This window comes from Streptococcus oralis subsp. oralis (assembly GCF_000960035.1).
GTDB classification, from domain to species: Bacteria; Bacillota; Bacilli; order Lactobacillales; family Streptococcaceae; genus Streptococcus; species Streptococcus oralis_G.
On record NZ_JYGR01000002.1, the window covers coordinates 64746 to 89530 of the forward strand.

Here is a 24785-nt window from a genome sequence, read left to right on the forward strand (position 1 = left end):
AGGGAACAACTACACAAGGAGAATTGTGATAAAAAAATCCTATCTCAAACTGAGAAAAAATGATTTACGGTATTCGTTCCTTAAAAAATGGAACAGGATCTGTCCTTATCGGTGCTAGCGTTGTCCTGCTTTCAGCTACAATGCCAACCATTTCGGCTAACGGAAACCTCCCTCAAGTTCAGGAAAATACTAGCGCTGTGGCCAAGGCCCCTACTGAAACTGAAACGAGTCAAACTCAAACGGAAACGCCTATTTCTGAACAAAAGAATGCAAACGCTTCCCTTGATTCTAAAAAAGAAGCTCCAGCTGGGGAAACTACTACAGCGCCAGAAACACCCAAAACAGAAGATGCTAGCACAAGCCAGGCTAACAGCAAGGAAGAGAAAGTAGATGCTAGCACTGCAACGCCAACTTCAGAACAAAAACCACAAGCTGACACATCCTCTGAAGAACCCATCGCAGACAACCACTTCCGTATCCATGTAAAAAAACTCCCTGAAGAGAACAAAGATTCTCAAGGTCTTTGGACTTGGGACGATGTTGAGAAGCCGTCTGAAAACTGGCCCACTGGAACCAAGTCCTTCAAGGATGCCAAGCAAGATGACTACGGCTATTATCTAGATGTCAAACTCAAAAATGAGCAAGCCAAGAAAGTCAGCTTCCTCATCAACAATACCAAGGGGGATAACCTGACTGGAGACCGTTCTGTAGAGCGCCTCTCTCCAAAAATGAATGAGGCCTGGCTAGATGAAAACTACAAGGTATACAACTACCGCCCTCAACCAGCAGGAACTATTCGTGTCAACTACTACCGCACCGATGGAAACTATGACAAAAAATCTCTTTGGTATTGGGGCGATGTCAAGAACCCAAGTAGTGGAGAATGGCCTGACGGTACTGACTTTATAGCAACTGGAAAATATGGCCGTTACATTGATATCCCACTCAATGAAGCTGCAAGAGAATTTGGATTTTTATTACTAGACGAAAGCAAGAAAGGCGATGATGTGAAAATCAGAAAAGAAGATTATAAATTCACTGATCTAAAAAATCACAGTCAGATTTTCCTCAAAGATGATGACGAAACCATCTACACCAACCCCTACTACGTTCACGATATCCGTATGACTGGTGCCCAACACGTGGCTAAATCTCGTATCGAAAGCAGTTTTTCTACCCTCGTTGGAGCTAAGAAAGACGATATCCTCAAACACTCCAGCATCACTGATTACCAAGGGAATAAAGTAGCTATCACAGACGTGGAAGTGGATGAGGCAGGTAAAAAAGTGACCTACATCGGCGACTTCTCTGACACTCAACACCCTTACACTGTCAGCTACAATTCAGACCGCTTTACCACACGTTCAAGCTGGCGCCTCAAGGATGAGTCCTACAGTTACGATGGTCCACTCGGCGCAACTCTAAAAGAAGATGGCAAGCGTGTTGACCTCACCCTCTGGTCTCCAAGTGCTGATAAGGTTTCCGTTGTTGTCTATGACAAGAAAGACCCTGAAAAGGTAGTTGGAACTGTCGCCCTTGAAAAAGGAGAAAAAGGAACCTGGAAACAAACTCTAGATGCAAACTCTGGTCTCGGTATCAGCAACTACACTGGCTATTACTACCACTACCAGATCGAGCGCCAAGGTAAAACTGTCCTCGTTCTTGACCCTTATGCCAAATCATTAGCGGCTTGGAATAGTGACCTAGCAAAAACAGATGCCGCTCATAAGGTCGCTAAAGCTGCCTTTGTCGATCCAGCGAAGTTAGGTCCGCAAGACTTGACCTATGGAAAGATTCGTAACTTCAAATCACGTGAAGATGTCGTTATCTATGAGGCTCATGTGCGTGACTTCACTTCGGATCCTGCCATCGCAAAAGACTTGACCAAGCCATTTGGTACCTTTGAAGCCTTTATCGAAAAACTGGACTATCTCAAAGACTTGGGTGTGACCCACATCCAGCTCCTTCCAGTCTTGTCTTACTACTTTGTCAACGAATTGAAAAACCATGAACGTTTGTCTGCCTACGCTTCAAGCAACAGCAACTACAACTGGGGATATGACCCTCAAAACTACTTCTCCTTGACTGGTATGTACTCAAGCGATCCTAAGGATCCAGAAAAACGTATCGCAGAATTCAAAAACCTCATCAACGAAATCCACAAACGTGGCATGGGGGCTATCCTGGACGTGGTCTACAACCATACTGCAAATGTTGATATTTTTGAAGATATTGAGCCAAACTACTATCACTTTATGGATGCAGACGGAACTCCACGTACTAGCTTCGGTGGCGGTCGTTTGGGAACAACCCACTACATGTCTAAGCGTGTCTTGGTAGACTCTATCAAGTATCTAGTTGAAACCTACAAAGTGGATGGTTTCCGTTTCGATATGATGGGTGATCACGATGCGGCTTCAATTGAAGAAGCTTACAAAGCTGCACGCGCCCTTAACCCAAATCTAATCATGCTAGGCGAAGGTTGGAGAACCTATGCTGGTGACGAAAACATGCCTACTAAGCCTGCTGACCAAGATTGGATGAAACATACCGATACTGTCGCTGTCTTTTCAGATGATCTCCGTAACAACCTCAAGTCTGGTTATCCAAACGAAGGCCAACCTGCCTTTATCACAGGTGGAAAACGCGATATCAATACCATCTTTAAAAATCTCATTGCTCAACCAACTAACTTTGAAGCAGACAGTCCTGGAGATGTTATCCAGTATATCGCAGCCCATGATAACTTGACCCTCTTTGACATTATTGCTCAGTCTATCAAAAAAGACCCAAGCAAGGCTGAAAACTACGCTGAGATCCATCGTCGTTTGCGACTTGGAAACCTCATGGTCTTGACTGCTCAAGGAACTCCGTTTATCCACTCTGGGCAGGAATATGGACGTACCAAACAATTCCTTGATCCAGCCTATAAGACTCCTGTTCCTGAAGATAAGGTTCCAAACAAGTCTCACTTGTTGCGTGACAAAGACGGCAAGCCATTTGTCTATCCTTACTTTATCCATGACTCTTACGACTCTAGTGATGCCGTCAATAAGTTTGATTGGACCAAGGCTACCGATAGCAAAGCATATCCTGAAAATGTCAAGAGTCGTGACTACATGAAAGGTCTGATTGCTCTTCGTCAATCTACGGACGCTTTCCGACTCAAGAGTCTACAAGATATCAAAGAGCGCGTCCAACTCATTACTGTCCCAGGACAAAATGGTGTTGAAAAAGAAGATGTAGTCATCGGCTACCAAATTACTGCTCCAAACGGTGATGTCTACGCTGTCTTTGTCAATGCGGATGATAAGGCTCGTGAATTTACTCTAGGAACTGCCTTTGCTCACTTGAGAAAGGCTGAAGTCCTCGCAGATGAAAATCAAGCCGGACCAGTAGGAATCGTTAAACCTCAAGGTCTCGAATGGACTGAAAAAGGCTTGAAATTGAACGCTCTCACTGCCGTTGTTCTCCGCTTGTCTCAAGGTGGTGCCATTGTCGCTCCAGCTGTGGAAGAAAAACCAGAATTTGACCTTTCTAGCTTGGAAGTCGAACAAGAACAAGGTCAAGCTCAAAACCTAGTAGCCAATCCTGAAACTCAAGAAACTGCTGCAGAGGCTAACTCTCAAAACCTCCTTCCAAACACAGGTACTGAGAACAAATCCCTTCTTGCCCTTGCTGGATTCAGCATCCTTGCCCTTCTCGGACTTGGATGGTTGATAAAAAACAAGAAAAAGAAATAACACTCAATGAAAATCAAAGGGTAAACTAGGAAGCTAGCCGCAGGCTGCTCAAAGCACAGCTTTGAACTTGTAGATAAGGCGAAGCTGACGAGGTTTAAAGAGATTTTCGAAGAGTATAACCAAGCCCTCCTATAGAGAAAACACCCCATGGTCAGAAGAATCTTCTAGTCATGGGGTGTTGTTTTTATTTTTTATCTATAAAATCAATCATTCGGTACAAACCACAAGCCCTTATTATTTTTTTCTAAATAGTCTTTAAATTCTTTTGAATGGTAAGCATCTCTGATTGCCTTTGCCCAGTCACTATCTTTATTTTTCTCTTTAACGACCACTTGTAAAATCAAATGTTCCAAGATATCCTCTTGCAACAAAGCTGTTGAAGCATCAATTCCTGCACTGTAAACAATACTTCCTGTTATAACTGCGAAATCAAAGTCATCCAAAGATCTAGGGATATTAGCTGAATCCATTTCCGTAATCTCAAGTTGATAAGGGTTTTCAACAATGTCGTCTTTCGTCAATTTCGAAACAGATGCATTTGGATCTAGTTTTAGCCAACCTGCTTTTTCAAGTAACTTGTAAGCACGAGCTGTATTTGAAGCATCGCTTGGAATGGCAATTTTTGCTCCTTTAGCGATAGCTTTTAAATCTTTATTCTTAGATGAGAAAATACCTGCTGGAATTGTTGGAATTTTACTAATAGCAACAAGATCTCCATTTTGCGTTTTATTGAAATTTTCCATATAAGCAGTATGTTGTTCAACATTGACATCAATCTCACCTTCATTTAGAGCTGTATCATTCTGTAGTAAGTCTGAAAATTCCACTACCTTAAATTGATACCCTTCCTTTTCTAAGATGGGAATAATAGCATCTTCAAATAAAACTGTATAAGGACCTGCAGCCTTCCCATACTTGATAACTTTCTTATCAGAGGATTGTTCTTTTGCAGATTCTGTACTTCCACCATTTGTTGAACAGGCTACTAAAAACAGTAGTCCTACTAAAAATAGAATCACACTTGTTAGTTTTTTCATTGATTTTTTCTTTCCTTCTATCTAAATTTATGAGATAAATAATTTCCAATTGCTTGAATCAGTTGAACAATCACAATTAAAATCACGACAGTAGCAAACATCAGGGATGTATTAAAGCGTTGGTAACCGTAAGTTAAGGCCAAATCTCCAACTCCCCCTCCTCCAATCGTACCTGCCATAGCCGTCGCGCCAAGCAAACCTATTGTTCCTGTTGTCAAAGCTAAAATAAGCGAAGCTTTTGCCTCTGGTAATAGAAAATGCCAGATAATCTGCAATGTACTGGCTCCCATTGCCTGAGCTGCCTCCAATACACTAGATTTCACTTCCAATAAAGAAGCCTCTATTAAGCGAGCTAAGTAGGGTGCAATATACAAAACCAAGGGAACAATAGCTGCAGTAGTTCCAATCCGAGTCCCCACAACAATTTTTGTTATTGGTGCTATAAACACCAATAGAATAACAAATGGAACTGAACGAACAATATTTACAATACCATTGATAATCCAAAATACAACTAAATTTTCCTTTAGGCCACCTTTTCTGCATAAAGTCATTGCTAATCCCAAGGGAATCGCCAGTAACATTCCAAAAAATAAGGACCAACCAATCATATATATGGTCTGATTCGCTGATTCAACTAATTTATCACTACTAATTTGTAACCAATCCTTCACCATACTCAACCCTCTCTATTGAAACTTGATTTTTACGAACATACTCCTCAACCTCTTTGAGTAAATTTTCTTCTCCTTCAATTTGGATAAACAAAATTCCTAAAACAGTTTCCCCTACTTCATTTACAGAAGCAGATAAAATCCGAGTCGAAACCTTATATTCTTTATTGATTCTTGATAGAAGATCCTGTTCTGAATTCTCACCTAAAAAAGTCAATCTATAGATAGGAAATCGTTGATCAAGTCTTTTTAAAATACTTCGTGGAATATTGTGATTCACAATGGTATGAATAAAACTTCTTGTCAAGTCATTTTTTGGAGAAGTAAACAAATCTACAACACTACCTTGTTCTACGATTTCCCCATGTTCCATGACAGCCATTTTATTGCAAATTTCCTTTACAACTTCCATTTCATGAGTAATCAACAAGATCGTAATCCCAAAGTTTTGATTGATTTTTTTTAATAATTTCAAGATAGATTGTGTTGTTTTGGGATCTAAAGCGCTTGTCGCCTCATCACAGAGTAGAATCTCTGGATTTGTGGCTAAAGCCCTAGCGATACCTACACGTTGTTTTTGTCCTCCTGACAATTTATTTACTGGAACATCCTTTTTATCCTTTAAGTCCACAAAATCAAGTAGTTTTTCTACTCTTTGATCGATATCACTCTTATTCTTTCTTAACAATACCAAAGGAAGTGCAATATTTTGAAATACTGTTCTTGTTTCTAACAAACTAAACTGTTGAAACACCATTCCAATTTTTTTCCGAAGTTGATTGAGTTCATTTTCTGTCAAATCTTTGATTAACTTACCTGCGACAATAACATCGCCCTCATTCGGCTTCTCTAATCCATTTACCATTCTTAGCAATGTCGACTTCCCAGCACCTGAATAACCAATAATTCCAAAGATATCACCCTTTTCAATTTTTAGGGAAACTTTATCTAAGGCAGTAACCGTGTGCTGTTTGGTTTGAAACTGTTTCGTAACGTCTCTTAATTCAATCATTTACTCCCCTTTCTCAACAAGTTTCTCTAAATATTCTTTCCCAATTCTTGCTAGCAAGTTCGAAGTGGCAAGAAGAGCTCCTGGATTCACTTGAAACTCTGGATGATGTAAAGGATAAGATTCGCCTGTTCCTACCAGAATAAACATTCCTTTAATCTTTTGTTGATAGAAGGCAAAATCCTCTCCACCTAAACTATCTGCTGGCTGGACAACTTCCAATCCACTTTTTTGAGCAATTTCTGTGGCAAACTCAGCTAATTTTCCGTCATTCTTGGTTGCCGGAGGTCCTGCAATCCAATTAATCTCCGATTTTAGATTAAAGGCTTGTGCAATATTTTCTGTTAGTTCATAAATCCTCTTTTTAATAAATTGCCTATCCACCATATCTAAAGTCCTTACAGTCCCTTCAACAAAAGTATCTTCTGGTATCACATTCCAAGTTGCTCCAGCTTTTATATGAGTTACACTAATTAAGTTTGTTGAAAAAGGATTGACATTTCTACTGATGATTGACTGTAGAGCTGTCACTAATTGGGTTGTCCCAATGATGGGATCAATTCCCTGATCCGGGTGAGCTGCATGAGTTCCCACTCCTCGTAGAGTGATTTGAAAACGATCCACGGCTGCTGTAACACTACCTGCTTTAATAGCAACAGTTCCTACAGGCAAAGAGGGATTGACATGTAAACCAAATATAGCATCGACATCATCCAAAACGCCCGCTTCCATCACATAAACAGCTCCTGAAAAAATTTCCTCAGCTGGTTGAAAAATAATTTTTATAGTACCTTTTAAGTCTTTTCTTAGCGCATGCAACTGGAGTGTTGCTCCATATACAGAAGTTAGATGAAAATCATGACCACATGCATGCATCACATTTGAATGGGTAGAACGATAGTCTAGAGATGTGTTTTCTTGGATAGGAAGGGCATCAATATCTGTTCTGATGGCAATTGTTGGCCCACTCTTATTACCTCTAATAATTGCTACTAGGCCCGTTCTTAAGGGTAAATCTAGAATCTCAATGCCAGTTTTTTCTAATAACTGTCTTACTCGTTTCGTTGTCTCGAATTCTTCAAATGACAATTCAGGGTGACTATGAAACCATTTAAATTCTTCTTCTAAATGAGATTGACTAATACTCATTTTAATCTCCTCCATTCCTTCCATCTGGAATGAAACCATCTTACCACTCCTTTTCCCCTTTTCCCAATATATATTGACTATCAACTCGATTGGAAATTTTTATATCTGTAAAGAAAAAAATCCCTGAAAAGCTTGATGTTACTAGCCTTTCAAAGATTCACTTTATTTTCATCTATTTTTCAAAAAGGAGTTGATATAGATTTTCTATCAAGCCGATTGAATTTTTTTATAACCCCTCTTTCATGGCAAAGTAAGCACGTATTTTCGGCGCCACTTGTGTGCCGAAGAGTTCAATGGCTCTCAAAACTTGATCATGTGGCATAGAACCAAGCGGTAGATGGAGCATGAAACGGTCCAAGTCTAAATCCTCAATCATGCGAATCAATTTTTCTGCGACCTGATCTGGATTTCCCACAAACATGGCACCATTTGGACCAACTTGCTCCAAATATTGCTCATAGGTCAACTCCTGCCAGTGTGGACGGTCCTTGGAAATCGCGTCCACCACTTGCTTGGTTGGATGAAAATAATCTTTCACCGCCTGCTCGCCATACTCAGCAATCCAGCCCCAAGAATGAGCCCCCACTTTTAGGTCTTTATTCGCATGACCGGCATCCCTTCCAATCTCACGATAAGCTTGAATCAGCTTTTTAAAATAACGCGGATTACCACCAATAATGGCATAGACAATCGGCAGCCCTGCCCGAGCAATCTTCACTGTTGATTCGACATGGCCACCTGTCGCCACCCACAATGGCAGTTTGTCCTGAACTGGACGGGGATAGACTTCTTTTCCAGCAATGCTTTGGGTCAATTGACCTTGCCAGTCTATCTTGGTCTTTTCATTGACTAACTGGAGCATGTCTAATTTCTCATCAAAGAGGGCTTCATAGTCTTTCAAGTCATAGCCAAACAGTGGGAAAGACTCGGTAAATGAACCACGCCCAGCCATAATCTCTGCCCGTCCATTTGACAAGGCATCGATGGTAGCATATTGTTGGAACAAGCGAATCGGATCCATACTCGAGAGAATGCTGACCGCACTAGTCAAACGAATCTTCTTGGTATTGACTGCCCCAGCTGCAAGAATAATCTCTGGCGCCGATACCGCAAAGTCCTCCCGATGATGCTCCCCAATCCCGAACACATCCAAACCAACCTTATCAGCCAGCTCAATTTCTGCCACCAACTGACGAATGCGTTCATCATGACTGTAAATCTGCCCAGTCGCTTCCAGAGCGGTTGTTTCACCAAATGTTGAAATTCCTAATTCTACCATCCTGTTTCCTCGCTATCTCTTTTAGTTTTTAGAGTATTTTATCACTAATTAGTTTTACTTTCAATGGATTTGCTCATTAGAAAAAGCCTAGATGAACTAGGCTTTCTTAGTTTATTCTACCTGTAGTTTATTGTCTTTCAAAGTCAACTTCGAGTTTTCTGTCAATTCTGTTTGTTCAAAAGTGTAAATCGTCTCACCCTTTGTATCAATCATGTACCAAACTTGGTCTTTACGGACAACCAGGGCAAGCTCCGTACTATTTGTGTCCTCATTTTTGACAGACAATGGAAAGGCCTTGTCCACACCTTCCAGAGCTACTTTATTCCCTGTTTTTAATTCTACTAGGTAGTACACGCCATCCTTGGTACCAAAACTGTAGTCTCCATTAATCGGTGTGTGGCTATCATAGTTTTTCATTAGAATGGAAGTTTTATCCATACCTTCAAATGCCTTTTTAAAGTGTTCTTTCTGCTCTTCAGCTTTCTTTTGATCTTGAGACTGAACCGTCTCTTGCACCGCAGCAATCCGTTCCAGGTTTTGCTTTTTCGCTTGTCTCGCCTGATGGATCAAGACCGTACGTATCAAGAAAGAACTAGACAAGACGATACCAACCAGCATAGCAATAATACTTTTTTTCTTCTTCATTTTCTTCTCCTTATAAAAAATTAAAGGCGAGCAAAAATACTCCTCACTCAAGTATACCAAGAGAGAGCAAAAAAGTCTAGATGAACTAGACTTTCTTAGCTTATTCTACTGTTACTGACTTAGCAAGGTTACGTGGTTTGTCCACGTCAAGACCACGGTGGAGGGTTGCAAAGTAAGCGACCAATTGCGTTGGTACGACCATTGAGATTGGTGAGAGGTAAGGGTGGACAGTCGTAAGAACGATATCGTCTGTCTCTTTAGCAACATTTTCTTCTGCGATAGTGAGAACCTTAGCACCACGGGCTGCGACCTCTTGGATATTTCCACGAGTGTGGTTAGCAAGGACTGGATCTGACAAGAGGGCCAAGACAGGCGTTCCTTCTTCAATCAAGGCAATGGTTCCGTGCTTGAGTTCTCCTGCCGCAAAGCCTTCACATTGGATGTAAGAAATCTCTTTGAGTTTGAGACTGGCTTCCATGGCTACATAGTAGTCTTGACCACGTCCAATGTAAAAAGCGTTGCGAGTTGTTTCAAGAAGCTCTCGAACCTTTGCATCAATGGTTTCTTTTTCTGAAAGGGTTGATTCGATAGACTGAGCTACGATTGACAACTCATGAACCAGGTCAAAGGCTTGCGCTTTGGCATTCCCGTTTGCTTCTCCGACTGCTTTTGCAAGGAAGGCAAGGGCTGCGATTTGTGCTGTGTAGGCCTTGGTTGATGCCACGGCAATTTCAGGACCTGCGTGAAGGAGCATAGTATGGTTGGCTTCACGTGAAAGAGTTGAACCTGGCACGTTTGTCACTGTCAAGCTTGGAATGCCCATTTCATTGGCCTTAACCAAAACCTGACGGCTATCCGCTGTTTCACCAGACTGGCTGATAAAGATGAAGAGTGGTTTTTTGCTGAGAAGTGGCATACCGTAGCCCCACTCAGATGAAATTCCAAGTTCAACAGGTGTATCTGTCAATTCTTCCAGCATTTTCTTAGAAGCAAATCCTGCGTGGTACGATGTTCCAGCAGCGAGAATGTAGATGCGGTCTGCATCTTGAACAGCCTTGATGATAGCTGGGTCAACCACTACTTGACCGGCCTCATCTGTGTAGGCTTGGATGAGTTTGCGCATCACTGTTGGCTGCTCATCAATTTCCTTGAGCATGTAGTAAGGGTAAGTTCCCTTACCGATATCTGACAAGTCTAGCTCCGCAGTATAGCTAGCACGTTCACGGCGATTGCCATCATAGTCTTGAACTTCGACACTATCAGCCTTGACGATTACCAACTCTTGGTCATGAATTTCCATGTATTGGTTGGTCTCACGAATCATGGCCATAGCATCGGAGCAGACCATGTTATAGCCTTCTCCAAGACCAATCAAAAGTGGAGATTTGTTCTTAGCGACATAGATGATATCTGGATTTTCAGAGTCAATCAAGGCAAAGGCATAAGAACCACGGATGATGTGAAGAGCTTTTTTGAAGGCTTCAAGAACTGAGAGACCTTCTTCTGCAAATTTCCCAATCAAGTGAACAGCGATTTCCGTATCGGTTTGCCCCTTGAAGTGGTGACCTGCAAGGTATTCTTCCTTGATTTCGAGATAGTTTTCAATCACCCCATTGTGCACCAAGACAAAACGTCCTGTCTCAGAGCGGTGTGGGTGAGCATTGTCCTCAGTTGGTTTTCCGTGAGTCGCCCAACGCGTATGTCCGATACCAGTTGTCCCCTCAACACCAGCTGTCTTAGCAGATAATTCTGCGATACGACCGACAGCCTTAACTAGATGATTTTCAGCACCACCTAGGACAAAAATCCCCGCAGAATCATAGCCACGGTATTCGAGCTTTTCAAGCCCTTGAATCAAAATATCAGTTGCATTTGTGTTTCCAACAACACCAACAATTCCACACATAGTATATACGACACAGACCAGCTGTGCTTTCTCCTTAAATTGGTATAGTCTGATTTCCCTTTTACAGAATCAGCAAAAACAGTATATACTTGTTTTTCTCACTTGTCAAGAATAAAAATTGGTATAGTTTTTCTATCTGGTATTTTATCAAGATTTCACTTGATACCTGACAAGTCAGCATCAATTACTTATAATAAGGGGAGGAGGTATTGGCCATGTGGTTTTTCTTCGCACTTTTATCTGCTATCTTTGCAGCCTTAACGTCAATTTTAGCCAAGATTGGGATTGAGGGAGTTCCATCCAATCTAGCAACCGCTATTCGTACGGTCGTTGTCATTCTTATGGCCTGGGCCATGGTTTTCTTGACCAATAGTCAGACCGAAATTGTCAACATCAGTAGAAAAAGTTGGCTCTTTCTCATCTTATCTGGCTTGGCCACTGGCGCCTCCTGGCTCTGCTACTACAAGGCACTACAGATGGGCAATGCGACTGAGGTATCTGCTGTCGATAAATTCAGTCTCGTCATTACCCTCATTCTAGCCTTTTTCTTCCTACAGGATGTCCTGACGTTTAAAACAATTATTGGCTGTATCTTGATTACGATTGGGACCTTGGTGATGATATTGTAATAAAAAGTGAGATGAACACCATCTCACTTTTTTATTCTTAAAATCCATTATGGTCGCTGAGTTCCTTGAACCAGTGGCCTGATTTCTTCAGGCGACGTTCCTGTGTTTCCAAGTCAAGCTCAACCAGACCGTAGCGATTTTTATAACTATTGAGCCATGACCAGCAGTCGATAAAGGTCCAGATTAAGTAACCCTTACAATTAGCTCCGTCTTCAATGGCACGGTGAAGTTCACGCAGATGTCCTTTGACAAAGTCGATACGATAGTCGTCCTGAATCATGCCATTCACACGGAATTTATCTTCCCCTTCAACACCCATGCCGTTTTCGGTCAGCATCCACTCAATATTAGCATAATTTTCCTTGATATTTTGAGCAATATCATAAATCCCCTGCTCGTAGATTTCCCAACCGCGGTGAGGATTGATTTTACGGCCCGGCATGATATAAGGCTCATAGAAATGTTCTGGCAAGAGTGGACTATCCGGGTGCTTGGCAAAACGTGGCGCCATAACGCGCAAAGGCTGATAGTAGTTGACTCCAAGGAAATCAACTGTATTCTCGCGAATGAGTTCTAACTCTTCAACAGTGTACTCTGGCAGCAAATCATGCTCAGACAAGATTTCTACTAATTCCTCTGGATAAGCTCCCAAGACAGATGGGTCTAGGAAAGATTGAGCTTGGAAGAGATCGGCAATGCGAGCGGCCTTGACATCTGCGGGGTGCTGACTACGTGGATAGGCTGGTGTCAAGTTGAGGACAATCCCAATCTTAGAATCAGGCAAAATCTCATGACAGGCCTTAACCGCAAGACTGCTAGCCAATTGCGTATGATAAGCAACCTTAACCGCCGCCTTAGCATCTACCTTGTGAGGATAATGGGCATCATAAAAATAACCAAATTCTACGGGGACGATGGGTTCATTGAAGGTAATCCATTGGTCCACCAAGTCACCGTAAGTCTCAAAACAAAAACGAGCATAGTCTTCATAGGCCCTGACGGTTGCCTTATTTTCCCATCCATCCCCATCTTCTTGCAGGGCAAATGGCAGGTCAAAGTGGTAGAGATTGACTAAAAGACGAATCCCCTTGACCTTAATAGCTTCAAAGACCTGACGGTAGAAAGTCACCCCTTGTGGATTGACCTCTCCACGGCCTTGTGGGAAAATGCGAGACCACTGGATAGAAGTACGAAAGGCTGTATGCCCAGTCTCTACCAAAAGCTCAATATCCTTTTCCCAGTTTTCATAGAAGGTCGATGTTTTATCAGGTCCAATCCCATTGTAGTAGCGATTGGGTTCCACCTGATACCAATAATCCCAGAGATTGTCCCCCTTGCCGTCACCAGGCACGTGCCCTTCAGTTTGTGGTCCAGAAGTGGAGGAACCCCAGACAAAATCCTTTGGAAATTTTAGCATAGCTTTACCTCTTCGTTTACTCATTTTTCCCATTATATAGAAAAAACAAGGTAAAAACTAGTTACATTTTTTCCTTGTTTTTCTTCTGATTATAGTTTTTATTTCTTGCTGAGGATTTCAAACGTTTCAAGCAAGTTGTCTGCGTGAACTTCGATGGTGTCACCAGTTGCCTTGATTTTAACTTCTACAATACCATCAGTTGCTTTCTTCCCAACAGTGATACGGATTGGCAGACCAATCAAGTCGCTATCGCTGAATTTAACCCCGACACGTTCGTTACGGTCATCTGTCAAGACTTCGTAACCAGCATCCATCAAGTTAGCTTCAAGTTTATCTGTCAAGGCTTGTGCTTCTTCGTCTTTGACATTGACAGTGATCAGGTGCACATCAAATGGTGCCAATTCTTTAGGGAAGTTAACTCCCCAAGCATAACGGTATTCCCCTTTAGGTGTTTTGTTAACAAAGAGGCGAGCGTGTTGTTCCATAACTGCCGAGAGAAGACGGCTAACACCGATACCGTAACATCCCATGATGATTGGCGCAGCACGGCCATTTTCGTCCAAAACATCTGCACCCATGCTTGCTGAGTAGCGAGTTCCGAGTTTGAAAATATGACCGATCTCGATACCACGAGCGAAGTTTAGGACACCTTGTCCGTCTGGGGAAATTTCACCCTCACGAACTTCGCGAATATCTACGTATTCTGCAGTAAAATCACGACCTGGGTTCACACCCGTCAAGTGGTATCCATCTTCGTTAGCCCCCACAACAGCATTGCGAACATCTTGTACCTTACGGTCTGCAATGATTTTCACATTTTCTGGCAAACCAACTGGGCCAAGCGAACCAAAGCCAGCTGAGATAACATTTGCTACTTCTTCCTCGCTCGCAACATCAAAGAAATCTGCACCCAAGTGGTTTTTCAACTTGACTTCATTGAGTTGGTCATTTCCAACTAGAAGGGCTGCAACAAGCTCACCATCTGCCATGTAGAAGAGGGTTTTGATTGTTTGTTCTTCTGGGACATTTAGGAAGGCTGCCACCTCATCGATGGATTTAACGTCTGGAGTTTCGACGCGAGTCACTTCTTCTTCCGCAACGACACGGTTACTTGGTTTGTACTCGTTTGTTGCCATTTCTAAGTTAGCCGCATAGCTAGATTCACTTGAGTAGGCGATGGTGTCTTCACCAGAAACCATCCATTTAAGCAATTCTGCCTTGATTTCTTCTTGCACTTCTGCAGGAATTTCATCAAATGAGGCAACTGACTTGTCCAAGACAACCCAGCGGTCAAGGTCTGTACGGGCTGGTGTAATGGCCATAAATTCTTGGCTATCCTTACCACCCATGGCGCCACCATCACCGATGATAGCCTTGAAGTCCAAGCCACTACGAGTGAAAATACGTTCGTAGGCCGCCTTGTACTCGTCATAAGTCACGTCCAAACTATCGTAATTAGCATGGAAACTATATCCGTCTTTCATGATAAACTCACGCGTACGGAGAAGTCCGTTACGTGGACGTTTTTCATCACGGTACTTAGGTTGAATTTGGTAAAGGTTGAGCGGCAATTGCTTGTAAGACTTGACAGAGTCACGAACAATAGCTGTAAAAGTTTCTTCGTGTGTTGGACCTAGGATAAAGTCTGACTTTTCACGATTTTTCAGTTTATAAAGGTCTTCACCATAGGTTTCATAACGACCTGATTCACGCCAAAGATCGGCACTGAGAAGGGCAGGAGCCAACATCTCCACCGCACCAATCTTATCAAACTCTTGGCGCATGATATTCTTAGCCTTTTCAATCACACGGTTAGCGAGTGGTAGGTAAGAATAAACACCGGCAGAAACTTGACGAACATAACCGGCACGCAACATAAGGGCGTGGCTGATAACTTGAGCATCGCTTGGCATTTCGCGAAGCGTAGGAATTAGCATTTTACTTTGTTTCATAATTACTCCTTTAATGTTTAAAAGAAGGTTCGCATGATGTCATTCCAAGTCACGGCGAGCATCAAGACGACCATAATGACAACCCCAACTAGAGTGACATAGGTTTCAATTTCTTGTTTAAGGGGTTTACGGCGGATAGCCTCTAGGATATTGAGCACAATCTTTCCACCATCCAAAGCCGGGATCGGAATCAAGTTAAAAATCCCGATATTGATGGAAATCATAGCTAGGAAATAGAGAACATTCTCAATTCCATTTTTAGCAGCATCGCTACTTGCCTTAAAAATGGCAACAGGACCACCGAGTTTGTTCAAATCTGGATGGAAAATCAAGTTTTTCAGAGCCGAAAGGATGCGAAGTCCTGAGTCAGAAGCTGTCGTAAATCCACCAACAAACGTGGATAAAAAGTCCGACTTGACCCCCGGTTGAACCCCGAGAATGTAGCGTCCTTGATTCTCTTCTGGAGTCACAGTAACTTGTTTTTCGCTACCATTTTCAGAAATGGTCACATCCAAGGTCGGGGCAGTCTTGTCCTTGGTATCAGCTTCCACAGCCTGGATCAAGTCTTGCCAATTTTTAACTTCATGCGAGCCGACCTTGGTAATTTGAGCGGTCTCAGCTACGCTGACCTTAGCCAAAGCTCCCTCTGGCATGACATGAAAGAAATTTGTCTGAGTATCTCTAACACCGCCTTGTAAAAAGATTAGGATCCAAAAAACAACAACACCTAAGATAAAGTTATTCATGGGACCTGCAAAGTTGGTGATGAGCTTGCCCCAGATAGAAGCATTTTGATACTGTACATCCAGAGGAGCGATGCGTACTTCGGTTCCGTCTGCTTCAACAACCGTTGCATCATGATCCACAGCAAGAGTCTTTTCTTCTTCCAAGACCAAGCCTTTAATGAAGAGCTTATCTTCGAAATCAAACTGAGTTACCTGCATAGGGAAAGCTGTTTGATCCAGTTTCTTCCCTGAGAGGTTGATCCGTTTGACCTTACCATCATCGGCAAGTGTCAAACTGACTGGGGTTCCAGTCTTGATTTCTGTCGCATCATCACCCCAGCCTGCCATACGAACATAGCCTCCAAGAGGAAGGATCCGAATGGTATAAGCAGTGCCATCCTTACCGATATGGGAAAAAATCTTGGGCCCCATACCAATGGCAAATTCACGAACTAGAATGCCTGATTTCTTGGCAAAATAAAAATGTCCAAACTCATGCACCACCACAATAATCCCAAAAACGAGGATAAAGGTTAGCAATCCAATCATTCAATATTCCTTTCTTTAAAACAGGCCAAATAAGTGCATCATTGGAAACACAATCAGCATGCTGTCAAAGCGATCCAACACACCGCCATGTCCAGGGATAAATCTTCCAGAATCCTTAACACCGAAATGGCGTTTCGTAGCACTCTCAATCAAGTCACCAAACTGACCTGCCACACTGAAGAAGGCAGCAAAGAGACTCATTCTATAAATCCCATAAGGAAGAGCAACTGTGCTGTCCACTAACATGAAAATCACTGTTATCAGTACCGCACCTAGAATACCACCGACAAAGCCCTCAATACTCTTATTAGGAGAAACTCTTGGTGCCAACTTATGTTTACCAAAATTCATCCCTGTCAGGTAGGCTGCGCTATCTGTCGCCCAAACGATAAAAAGGGCCAAAAGTACCTTATCAAAACCTGCCACCCGAGCATCTAGCAAGGCATTGAAGCCAAAACCAACATAAAAGCTCACAGCAATTGGAAAAGCGGCATCTTCAATCGTATAGTTTTTACTGAAGACAGTTGTCCCTAGCATTATGGTAATCAAAACACTGTAGGCAACCACATTCCCATCAACAGGCAAAAAAGTTAGGTAATTTTCTAAAGGGACTGTGAGGGCGAAGGTCGCAAAAAGAGTCAAAGCGCCCTCAATGGTCATAGTCTTTAGCCCCTTCATGTGCAAGAGTTCATGGACGCCTAGCATGGCTAACAAGCCAATCCCTATCTGCAACAAGAGCCCTCCTGCAAACAAGACTGGAAGGAAAATTGCCAGGGCCAATACCGCAAACAATGTTCTCTTTTGTAAATCCTTGGTCATATCTTCTCCTAAACTCCTCCAAAACGGCGATTGCGATGGTTAAAAGCAGCAATAGCTTCCTGCAAGGCGGCTTCATCAAAATCAGGCCACAAGGTATCCGTAAAGTAAAGTTCGCTATAGGCTGCTTGCCATGGCAAGAAATTACTCAAACGCAACTCACCACTCGTGCGGATAATCAAGTCCGGATCTCGCAAATCCTTTGGCAGGTGTTGCGTGAAAAGATAGTCCCCAATCATATCTTCTGTGATGTCACCAGGGTTGATTTTAGCATCTAGAACATCTTGAGCCAAGCCCTTAAGAGCCTGCGTAATTTCAGCACGACCACCATAGTTAAGCGCAAAATTGAGAATCAAGCCCGTATTGTTCTTGGTCAACTCCTCTGCTTTTTTCAAAGCTTCAAAAGTCGGCTTAGGCAAACGGTCTGTCTCCCCAATCATCTGAATCTTAACGTTATTTGCGTGCAATTCAGGGACGTAGTTGTCATAAAACTCAACGGGCAAGTTCATGATAAACTTGACTTCTTGATCTGGGCGCGTCCAATTTTCCGTTGAAAAGGCATAAACCGTGATGACCTTGACTCCCATCTTGTTAGCTGCCTTGGTCACCTTTTGGAGGGCTTCCATTCCTGCCTTATGACCAAAAACCCGTGGTTGCATCCGTTTTTTAGCCCAACGACCATTCCCATCCATGATGATGCCAATATGAGCAGGAACCTGTGTTGGAACCTCGACTTCTACAGCTTTATCTTTCTTAAAAAATCCAAACATGTTCTTATTCCTATTCAAAAATCTATCGTTTCATTATACCATATTTCCCTATTTTCTTCTATTGCTAAGTTATTAGCTCTCCGTAAAGACAAAAAATAAGCCGCCTAATTGGGCGACTTAGTTTTATAGGGAGATTATTATGAAAAAGTTTTAGGAGTTTAAGTTAAGTTCCTCTTAACTTATGAACCTAGTATACCGTCCCTAACTTAAATTTTTCTTAAGTTTTTTGAGAAAGTCAGATTTTCCCATTTTTCTTTCCAATTTTTCTTGGACAAGCGTTCTTGATAGAGCTTCATTCGGTCCTCATTCTCTAAAAAATGAGGAGTTGGGGAAATTTGAAACTTTAAAATATCCTCTAGACCATAGGGCGCAAAGGGCTCTAAAGTTGCATCGGCATGCAAGCGGAGTCCTATCGCCGTACATCGTTCTGGATACTTACTCATGGCATCACGGGAACTCGTGTAAGGCACAGTGTGGGGACTGTGCAGATGCATATAGACCTGATTTTTCAACTCCCACTGATACTGAGGAAAATCCTCTCTCAGTTTTTTCTCTAGGGACACTGTTTCCTCATAAGAAACATCTGGATCAAAGAAAATCACATCCACATCCGTCTCACTATCAAAAGGCGATTTGTCAGACAAGAGATTCCAGATGAAATTCCTGACAGAACCTGCCGCCAACCACGAATCTTTCAGACCAAGGTCACGAAGGATGGTCAGAATGGTCATCATATCTGGATTTTCTCTGAAAGCATCTAGAATTTCTTGCTCATTTTTCACTGTATTCATAACCTAAATGCTCATATGCCTTAGCCGTTGCAACCCGTCCAGAACGAGTTCGCATGATAAAGCCTTTTTGTATAAGGTAAGGTTCGTACATATCTTCGACTGTCTCACGCTCCTCGGCAATATTAACAGAAAGAGTTCCTAAACCAACTGGACCACCACCGTACATCTCAATCATGGTACGAAGGATTTTTTGGTCTACATAGTCCAAACCTTCATGGTCTACATCTAGCATGGTCAAAGCCTTATCGGTAATAACATCATCGATAACCCCATTTCCCATAATCTGGGCAAAGTCGCGCACGCGCTTGAGGAGACGATTGGCGATACGAGGAGTTCCACGACTGCGTAAGGCCAGCTCAGCAGCTGCCTCATGAGTGATTTCCATCTCAAAAATATCTGCCGTTCGTTCAACAATTTCCGTCAAGTCAGCACGGGCATAGTATTCCATATGACCTGTAATTCCAAAACGTGCCCGCAGAGGATTTGAGAGCATCCCCGCACGTGTCGTAGCCCCAATCAAGGTGAATGGTGGCAAGTCCAAATGAACACTGCGACTGCCCTCTCCAGCCCCAATCATGATGTCAATGTAGAAGTCCTCCATGGCACTATAAAGCACCTCTTCCACCGACATAGGCAAGCGATGAATCTCATCAATAAAGAGAACGTCTCCAGGCTCCAAATCATTCAAAATCGCTACCAGATCCCCCGCTTTTTCAATGACAGGACCTGATGTTTGCTTGAGATTGACACCCAATTCATTGGCAATAACAAAAGCCATGGTCGTTTTCCCCAAACCTGGAGGACCAAATAAAAGAACATGGTCCAGCGCCTCATCACGCATTTTTGCTGCCTCAATAAAGATTTGCAGCTGGTCCTTGACCTTATCCTGCCCAATATATTCACGTAAATACTGAGGACGGAGGGTACGTTCTACCAACTCCTCATCCCCCATGATTTCATTATCTAAAATTCTACTCATGGCTCTATTATATCAAAAATCCAAGCCACAAACAAAAAAGCCACCTGATTGGGTGGCCTCTTTAGGGAGATTATTATGAAAAAGAAAAGTTTAGGATTTCATTAAATAAAGTTAGGAGGTCTTTATTTAATAACTATATGATACACAAGGAGACTTAAAATTCCCTTAATTTTTAAATCAATCACTAACAATTTTCTTTAACAGCTGTTTGACCTGCAATACGTCCAAAAGTAAAGATATCCGTAAGTGAATTTCCTCCTAGACGGTTACCTGCATGGAGTCCACCTGCGACTTCTCCGGCAGCATACAAACCAGGGATAATCTGACCGTTTTCATTCAAAACGTGTGTTGAAGTATCAATCTTGAGTCCACCCATTGTATGGTGAACGGCCGGTTTTCTCGGTGTTGCGTAAAATGGCGCAACCTCACACTTGAGATCAAAACTACCTTTATTAAATTCAGGATCAAAACCTGCATCTACATAGGAATTGTAATTCTTAATCGTTTCCACTAGAACTTGTGGATCTACACCAATCTGAACCGCCAACTCTTCTATCGTATCTGCACGATAGAGAGTACCTGCTTTGACTTGGGCATCGATTTTTTCTTGGCTAGTATTGTAGGCAGTTTCCTTGATACATTCATCTGCGATTAGATAGAACAAGCCTCCATTATCAATCGCCGCTTGAGATAGCTTGTCTCGGCTACCGTACTCATCTACAAAGCGCTTCCCTTCAGTATTTACCATGATGAAGTTTGCTGGAGGAACTTGAAGTCCTGAGAAAAGGGCTCCTGTCACTGGATCGGATACTGGCATCATTTGACTAAAGCCCATACCCACTAAATCTGCACCTACACTTTGCCCTAAAAGAATACCATCTCCTGTTACAGCTGGTGTATTAGATGTAGCAATATCATCTGCTATTTCAGTCCAGTAGGTATTGTATTTTTGTAGCATCTTTGTATTGGCACCAAATCCTCCAGAAGCTAGAACAACGGCATCTGCATTGACAATGATGGTTTGACCGTTTCGACCTTCTGCTCTGACACCCTTGACAGCCCCGTCTTTTACAAGCAATTCTTTAACTGGAGAATCTGTCAAAATCTTGCCACCATGTTCTAGAACATATTTTTGTAGGACGGATATAAAGGCATACCCCATTGGTTGAACCGGCTTATGGCCACGACGCCAAAGGGCTCCAACTGGCATTGTCACTTCACTACGAACAAATTCAACACCGATGTCTTCCAACCAACGAACAGACTCTAGGGCTCGTTCGGTTAATACAGAAACCAAATCGTATTGGCCATGAATTTCATTTCCTTGTAAATCTTTTCGTTTCCCACCGATATAGGTTTGGATACGATAGAGCAAGGTAGAATCGAACAAATAGCTCGGGTTCTGCAAATACTGTTCAACCTCAACTTTCAAGGCTCTAAAGTCCTCTAGATATTCTGGATCAATCGTTGATTCATCTGTCGCAATCAATTCTTGAAGCGTATGTGCCTCACCTGGATGAGCTGCGAAGGTTCCTTGCCATGCTGGATCTGGTGCATTCATTGGACCACCTGCACGAACAGTATTTCCTCCAATTGCAGGAAATTTCTCAACAACAATTGGCTTCTTACCAGCTTGTAAAACTGCAGCAGCCGCAGCTAAACCAGCTCCTCCACCTCCGACGACGACAACGTCTGCTTGATAGGTTTTATCTTCTTTATCTAGAGCAGATGGTGCTTTTGAACGTTTCCGTAAAACATCTGGATTTGCACCAGCTTGTTTGACTGCGCGAGCAACTCCGTCCAAGACACCATTTGAAGTCACAGAAGCTCCTGACACCGCATCAACGTTTAAGGTCTGTCCCTCAATGATTTCCGCTGGGATACGGGTAAAGACGACATCTGCGATTCCTGAAGATTCTCCAGAAGAATCGATTTCGATTTTTTCAATACGGTCCTCAGAAACAGTTACATCCATTGGTAATTTACCATTATGGCCTTCAGTTGTAACATGGTAAGTCCCCGGTTCAAAGCGAACTTCTTCAGGAAGGTTTAGTTGGTTTGCAATAGATACAAAGCGAAGGAAGCGATAAAAACAACTATCTAGGAAATCAACGGTTCGCTCATCAATCAAATCTCCATTATCATCAAATGCTCGATGCGCTCGACCAAGTAAAAACTCACTACCTGGCATAACTGTTGCATTTACCCCAGGAGCATCCAAAATCTGACGAAGATGAAGTTGGGCACGTGAGGAACCTTGAATATCGTAAGAAGCTCCGACAATCATGGTCGGCTTTCCGTCTAGTGGATGAATGTTAAAAGACAACCACTCGAGCAAGCTATTCAAACTTGATGGAATTGTATGATTGTGCTCGGGTGTCGAGATAATGACACCATCAGCTTCTGAAATAGCCTGGTTGAACTTCTGAATAATAGGTGTATCTGTTTGATCATCTGTTTCATTGAACATCGGTACATCTGTTATTTCTAAAATCTCAATATCCGCTTTCTGAGCAAAATGTCTTTTCATAAATTGCAACAGGTTGCGATTATAGGATTTTTTTGCATTAGTCCCAACAATAGCTACTAGTTTCATGGATTGTTCTCCTTTCTTGAAATACTTATGCTTTCAACCATTCTTCCCAAATGAAAGATTTCTTACGATTTGTATCTTCTGGTTTGACTAAAGCTTTTGTTAATTCAACAAAATTTTGAAACTCTGAAAAATGTTCTTCTAGTTCTGCAACCTTTTCAGGATTGTTCAAATGACACTCATCATCTAGTACTTGCTCAGAATGACCTAGAAAGAACTCTGTACCAGGCATAACTCTCGCTTTAAGCTCCGGCGCATCTAAAATCTGACGTAAATGTGCCTGCGCTCTAGAGGTTCCTAGCAAACCGAGAGAAGCACCGACAATCATAGTTGGTTTATTGATTAAGGCACGACTGGTATAAGCAATCCACTCCAAAGCAGAGGCCAAAGGTGCTGGTATCGTGTGGTCGTACTCAGGTGTTGAAATAATCACACCATCTGCGGCAAGAATTTTTTCTGAAAAAGCTTGAACTTCAGCTGGCGCTTGCTTGTCCTCAGGTTCGTTAAATGCTGGCAATTGTTTGATTTCCAATACCTCAATGTCGGCTTTATCCGAAAAGTGCTTTTGCATAAATTTCAAGAGTTTCCGATTGGTTGAGCGATCTGAATTGGTTCCAACGATAGCAACTAGTTTCATCTTGGTACCCCTTTCATTTATTTAATCTACTTTCATTATACTACTTTAGAAAATCTTGTAAATCCTTGATAATAAAGACCGTGTTATTCTATCAGATTATCGTACTTTAGTACAAGTTCGTGAAAAAATTAACAAAATATCTTCTTAAACTATTGACCAGTTTCCTTAACTATGATATAGTCTTGGTGAAAAAATATACATTTAAGGAGGATGTTTTTATGAAAGAGACATTCAATCGTTGGAGGATTTTAGTCGCGTCTACAGCCATTCTTCTTTGCACAGGTGCCGTCTATTCCTTTTCTGTTTTTGCCGGACCACTTAGCAGTTCAACAGGCTGGTCCATGTCTGATATTATGTTAGCATTTGCTATCAACTCTGCAATCGGCCCTATCCCCATGATCCTAGGAGGTTATTTAGTTGACAAAGGTTATGTAAAATGGACCATCGCTCTCGGCGCTCTCCTATTTGCTAGTGGATTTTACTTAACCGGCTATGCCAATTCACCAGCCATGCTTTATTTGACCTATGGATTAATGGCAGGGCTTGGTCAAGGTTTTGCCTATTCAGGTGCCCTCTCCAATTCACTTCGTCTCTTCCCTGATAAACGTGGCTTAGCCTCTGGAATTCTGACAGGCGGAATGGGATTTGCCGCAGTCATCGCTTCTCCAGTCGCAAGCAATCTCATTCAAAAACAAGATGCCTTCTTTGCTTTTCGTACAATTGGGCTAGTCTATATTGTTGTTATCATCTGTGCAATTTTCTTTATCAAGGCAGCTCCAAGTGGCTACCAACCAGCAGGCTGGAAAGCTCCAGTACAAACTAAGCAAGGACCTACTAATAAAAACTGGAAACAAATGCTACAAAGTCCTCTGTTTTACATTATCATTAGCATGTTCTTTGTTGGCGCCTTTTCTGGTTTGATGATTGCCTCTCAAGCATCACCAATCGGTCAATCAATGTTTGGACTCTCTGCAGGCACTGCAGCTCTCTATGTCTCTCTTTATTCAATCGCAAACTCTAGTGGTCGTTTTATCTGGGGATCACTTTCTGATAAAATCGGCCGTTCAAAGACCTTATTAATTATTTATTCTGTCATTGTCCTAGCTTTATTCTCCCTAACTATCGTCCCTGGTCAACTCGGGTTTACCTTAGGAATTATTGGACTTGGTATCTGCTTTGGCGGTGTTATGGGGGTCTTCCCATCTATCGTCATGGAAAATTACGGTCCTGCAAATCAAGGAGTCAACTACGGTATCGTCTTCACTGGATATTCTTTAGCAGCATTTTTCGCTCCCAAGGTCGCTGTTCAAATGGCAATGGCTAATAATGGAAATTATAGTGTAGCTTTTTATGTTGCTATTGCTTTGGCCTTCATTGGACTTATGCTTACTATTTTTTATATGAAAAAGAAAGCTTAAAACTCGAAAACTTCCTAGATAAGGAAGTTTTTTTTGGTATAATAAAAGTAGTAATAGTATATTGGGA

Annotated in this window: 19 protein-coding genes; 3 read left to right on the top strand and 16 right to left on the bottom strand. The window is 42.2% G+C overall.

The window, feature by feature from the left end; all coding sequences use genetic code 11:
* The first annotated feature begins 59 nt into the window (after positions 1 to 59).
* Positions 60 to 3743 (top strand): pullulanase, encoded by a 3684-nt coding sequence (locus tag TZ92_RS00530; RefSeq protein WP_033630383.1) that lies wholly within the window; start codon positions 60 to 62, stop codon positions 3741 to 3743.
* Positions 3744 to 3946: 203 nt separating this feature from the next.
* On the opposite strand, the gene TZ92_RS00535 is transcribed toward TZ92_RS00530, so the two are convergent.
* From TZ92_RS00535 to glmS, 7 genes are all read right to left on the bottom strand, one after another.
* Complete coding sequence (locus TZ92_RS00535; RefSeq protein ID WP_033630384.1) at positions 3947 to 4780, bottom strand: MetQ/NlpA family ABC transporter substrate-binding protein; 834 nt, start codon at positions 4778 to 4780, stop codon at positions 3947 to 3949.
* Between the two features lie 17 nt (positions 4781 to 4797).
* A complete protein-coding gene (locus TZ92_RS00540; protein WP_033630385.1) occupies positions 4798 to 5457 on the bottom strand; it encodes a methionine ABC transporter permease in 660 nt (219 codons plus the stop codon).
* On the bottom strand, positions 5432 to 6466 hold the full coding sequence (locus tag TZ92_RS00545; RefSeq protein WP_045594417.1) for a methionine ABC transporter ATP-binding protein: 1035 nt from the start codon (positions 6464 to 6466) through the stop codon (positions 5432 to 5434). Before TZ92_RS00545 ends, TZ92_RS00540 begins: the two co-directional genes overlap by 26 nt.
* Positions 6467 to 7612: an amidohydrolase gene (locus TZ92_RS00550; protein ID WP_223329051.1), complete on the bottom strand. Its 1146-nt coding sequence runs from the start codon at positions 7610 to 7612 to the stop codon at positions 6467 to 6469. It lies immediately after the preceding gene.
* Positions 7613 to 7838: 226 nt separating this feature from the next.
* Entirely contained in the window at positions 7839 to 8891 is a 1053-nt protein-coding gene (locus TZ92_RS00555; RefSeq protein ID WP_033630386.1) for an LLM class flavin-dependent oxidoreductase, read from the bottom strand.
* Between the two features lie 111 nt (positions 8892 to 9002).
* Positions 9003 to 9536, bottom strand: a complete 534-nt coding sequence (locus TZ92_RS00560) for a hypothetical protein (protein ID WP_033630387.1) — start codon at positions 9534 to 9536, stop codon at positions 9003 to 9005.
* Between the two features lie 100 nt (positions 9537 to 9636).
* Positions 9637 to 11442, bottom strand: coding sequence for a glutamine--fructose-6-phosphate transaminase (isomerizing) (glmS, locus tag TZ92_RS00565; protein WP_033630388.1), 1806 nt, complete (start codon positions 11440 to 11442; stop codon positions 9637 to 9639).
* A gap of 215 nt (positions 11443 to 11657) precedes the next feature.
* On the opposite strand from glmS, the gene TZ92_RS00570 reads away from it, so the two are divergent.
* Positions 11658 to 12071 (top strand): EamA family transporter, encoded by a 414-nt coding sequence (locus tag TZ92_RS00570; RefSeq protein ID WP_033630389.1) that lies wholly within the window; start codon positions 11658 to 11660, stop codon positions 12069 to 12071.
* A 37-nt stretch (positions 12072 to 12108) separates the two neighbouring features.
* Here TZ92_RS00570 and TZ92_RS00575 read toward each other — a convergent pair whose 3' ends face one another.
* The 9 genes from TZ92_RS00575 to TZ92_RS00615 form a co-directional block, all read right to left on the bottom strand.
* Positions 12109 to 13488 (bottom strand): glycoside hydrolase family 1 protein, encoded by a 1380-nt coding sequence (locus TZ92_RS00575; protein ID WP_033630390.1) that lies wholly within the window; start codon positions 13486 to 13488, stop codon positions 12109 to 12111.
* A gap of 98 nt (positions 13489 to 13586) precedes the next feature.
* On the bottom strand, positions 13587 to 15440 hold the full coding sequence (locus tag TZ92_RS00580; protein WP_033630391.1) for a proline--tRNA ligase: 1854 nt from the start codon (positions 15438 to 15440) through the stop codon (positions 13587 to 13589).
* A gap of 17 nt (positions 15441 to 15457) precedes the next feature.
* Entirely contained in the window at positions 15458 to 16714 is a 1257-nt protein-coding gene (gene rseP / locus TZ92_RS00585; RefSeq protein WP_033630392.1) for an RIP metalloprotease RseP, read from the bottom strand.
* 15 nt (positions 16715 to 16729) lie between these two features.
* Positions 16730 to 17533 carry a phosphatidate cytidylyltransferase gene (locus TZ92_RS00590; RefSeq protein ID WP_033630393.1) on the bottom strand — a complete coding sequence of 268 codons (804 nt, stop codon included), beginning with the start codon at positions 17531 to 17533 and terminating at the stop codon, positions 16730 to 16732.
* Between the two features lie 8 nt (positions 17534 to 17541).
* Complete coding sequence (locus tag TZ92_RS00595) at positions 17542 to 18300, bottom strand: isoprenyl transferase (protein ID WP_000466705.1); 759 nt, start codon at positions 18298 to 18300, stop codon at positions 17542 to 17544.
* Between the two features lie 206 nt (positions 18301 to 18506).
* Positions 18507 to 19091 carry a nucleotidyltransferase family protein gene (locus TZ92_RS00600; protein WP_033630394.1) on the bottom strand — a complete coding sequence of 195 codons (585 nt, stop codon included), beginning with the start codon at positions 19089 to 19091 and terminating at the stop codon, positions 18507 to 18509.
* Entirely contained in the window at positions 19072 to 20070 is a 999-nt protein-coding gene (gene ruvB / locus TZ92_RS00605; protein ID WP_071788233.1) for a Holliday junction branch migration DNA helicase RuvB, read from the bottom strand. The genes TZ92_RS00600 and ruvB overlap by 20 nt, the downstream gene beginning before the upstream one ends.
* 184 nt (positions 20071 to 20254) lie before the next feature.
* Entirely contained in the window at positions 20255 to 22666 is a 2412-nt protein-coding gene (locus tag TZ92_RS00610; protein WP_033630396.1) for a flavocytochrome c, read from the bottom strand.
* 25 nt (positions 22667 to 22691) lie between these two features.
* A complete protein-coding gene (locus TZ92_RS00615; RefSeq protein ID WP_007520775.1) occupies positions 22692 to 23300 on the bottom strand; it encodes an NADPH-dependent FMN reductase in 609 nt (202 codons plus the stop codon).
* Between the two features lie 218 nt (positions 23301 to 23518).
* On the opposite strand from TZ92_RS00615, the gene TZ92_RS00620 reads away from it, so the two are divergent.
* Complete coding sequence (locus tag TZ92_RS00620) at positions 23519 to 24718, top strand: L-lactate MFS transporter (RefSeq protein WP_033630397.1); 1200 nt, start codon at positions 23519 to 23521, stop codon at positions 24716 to 24718.
* Positions 24719 to 24785: the final 67 nt, after the last annotated feature.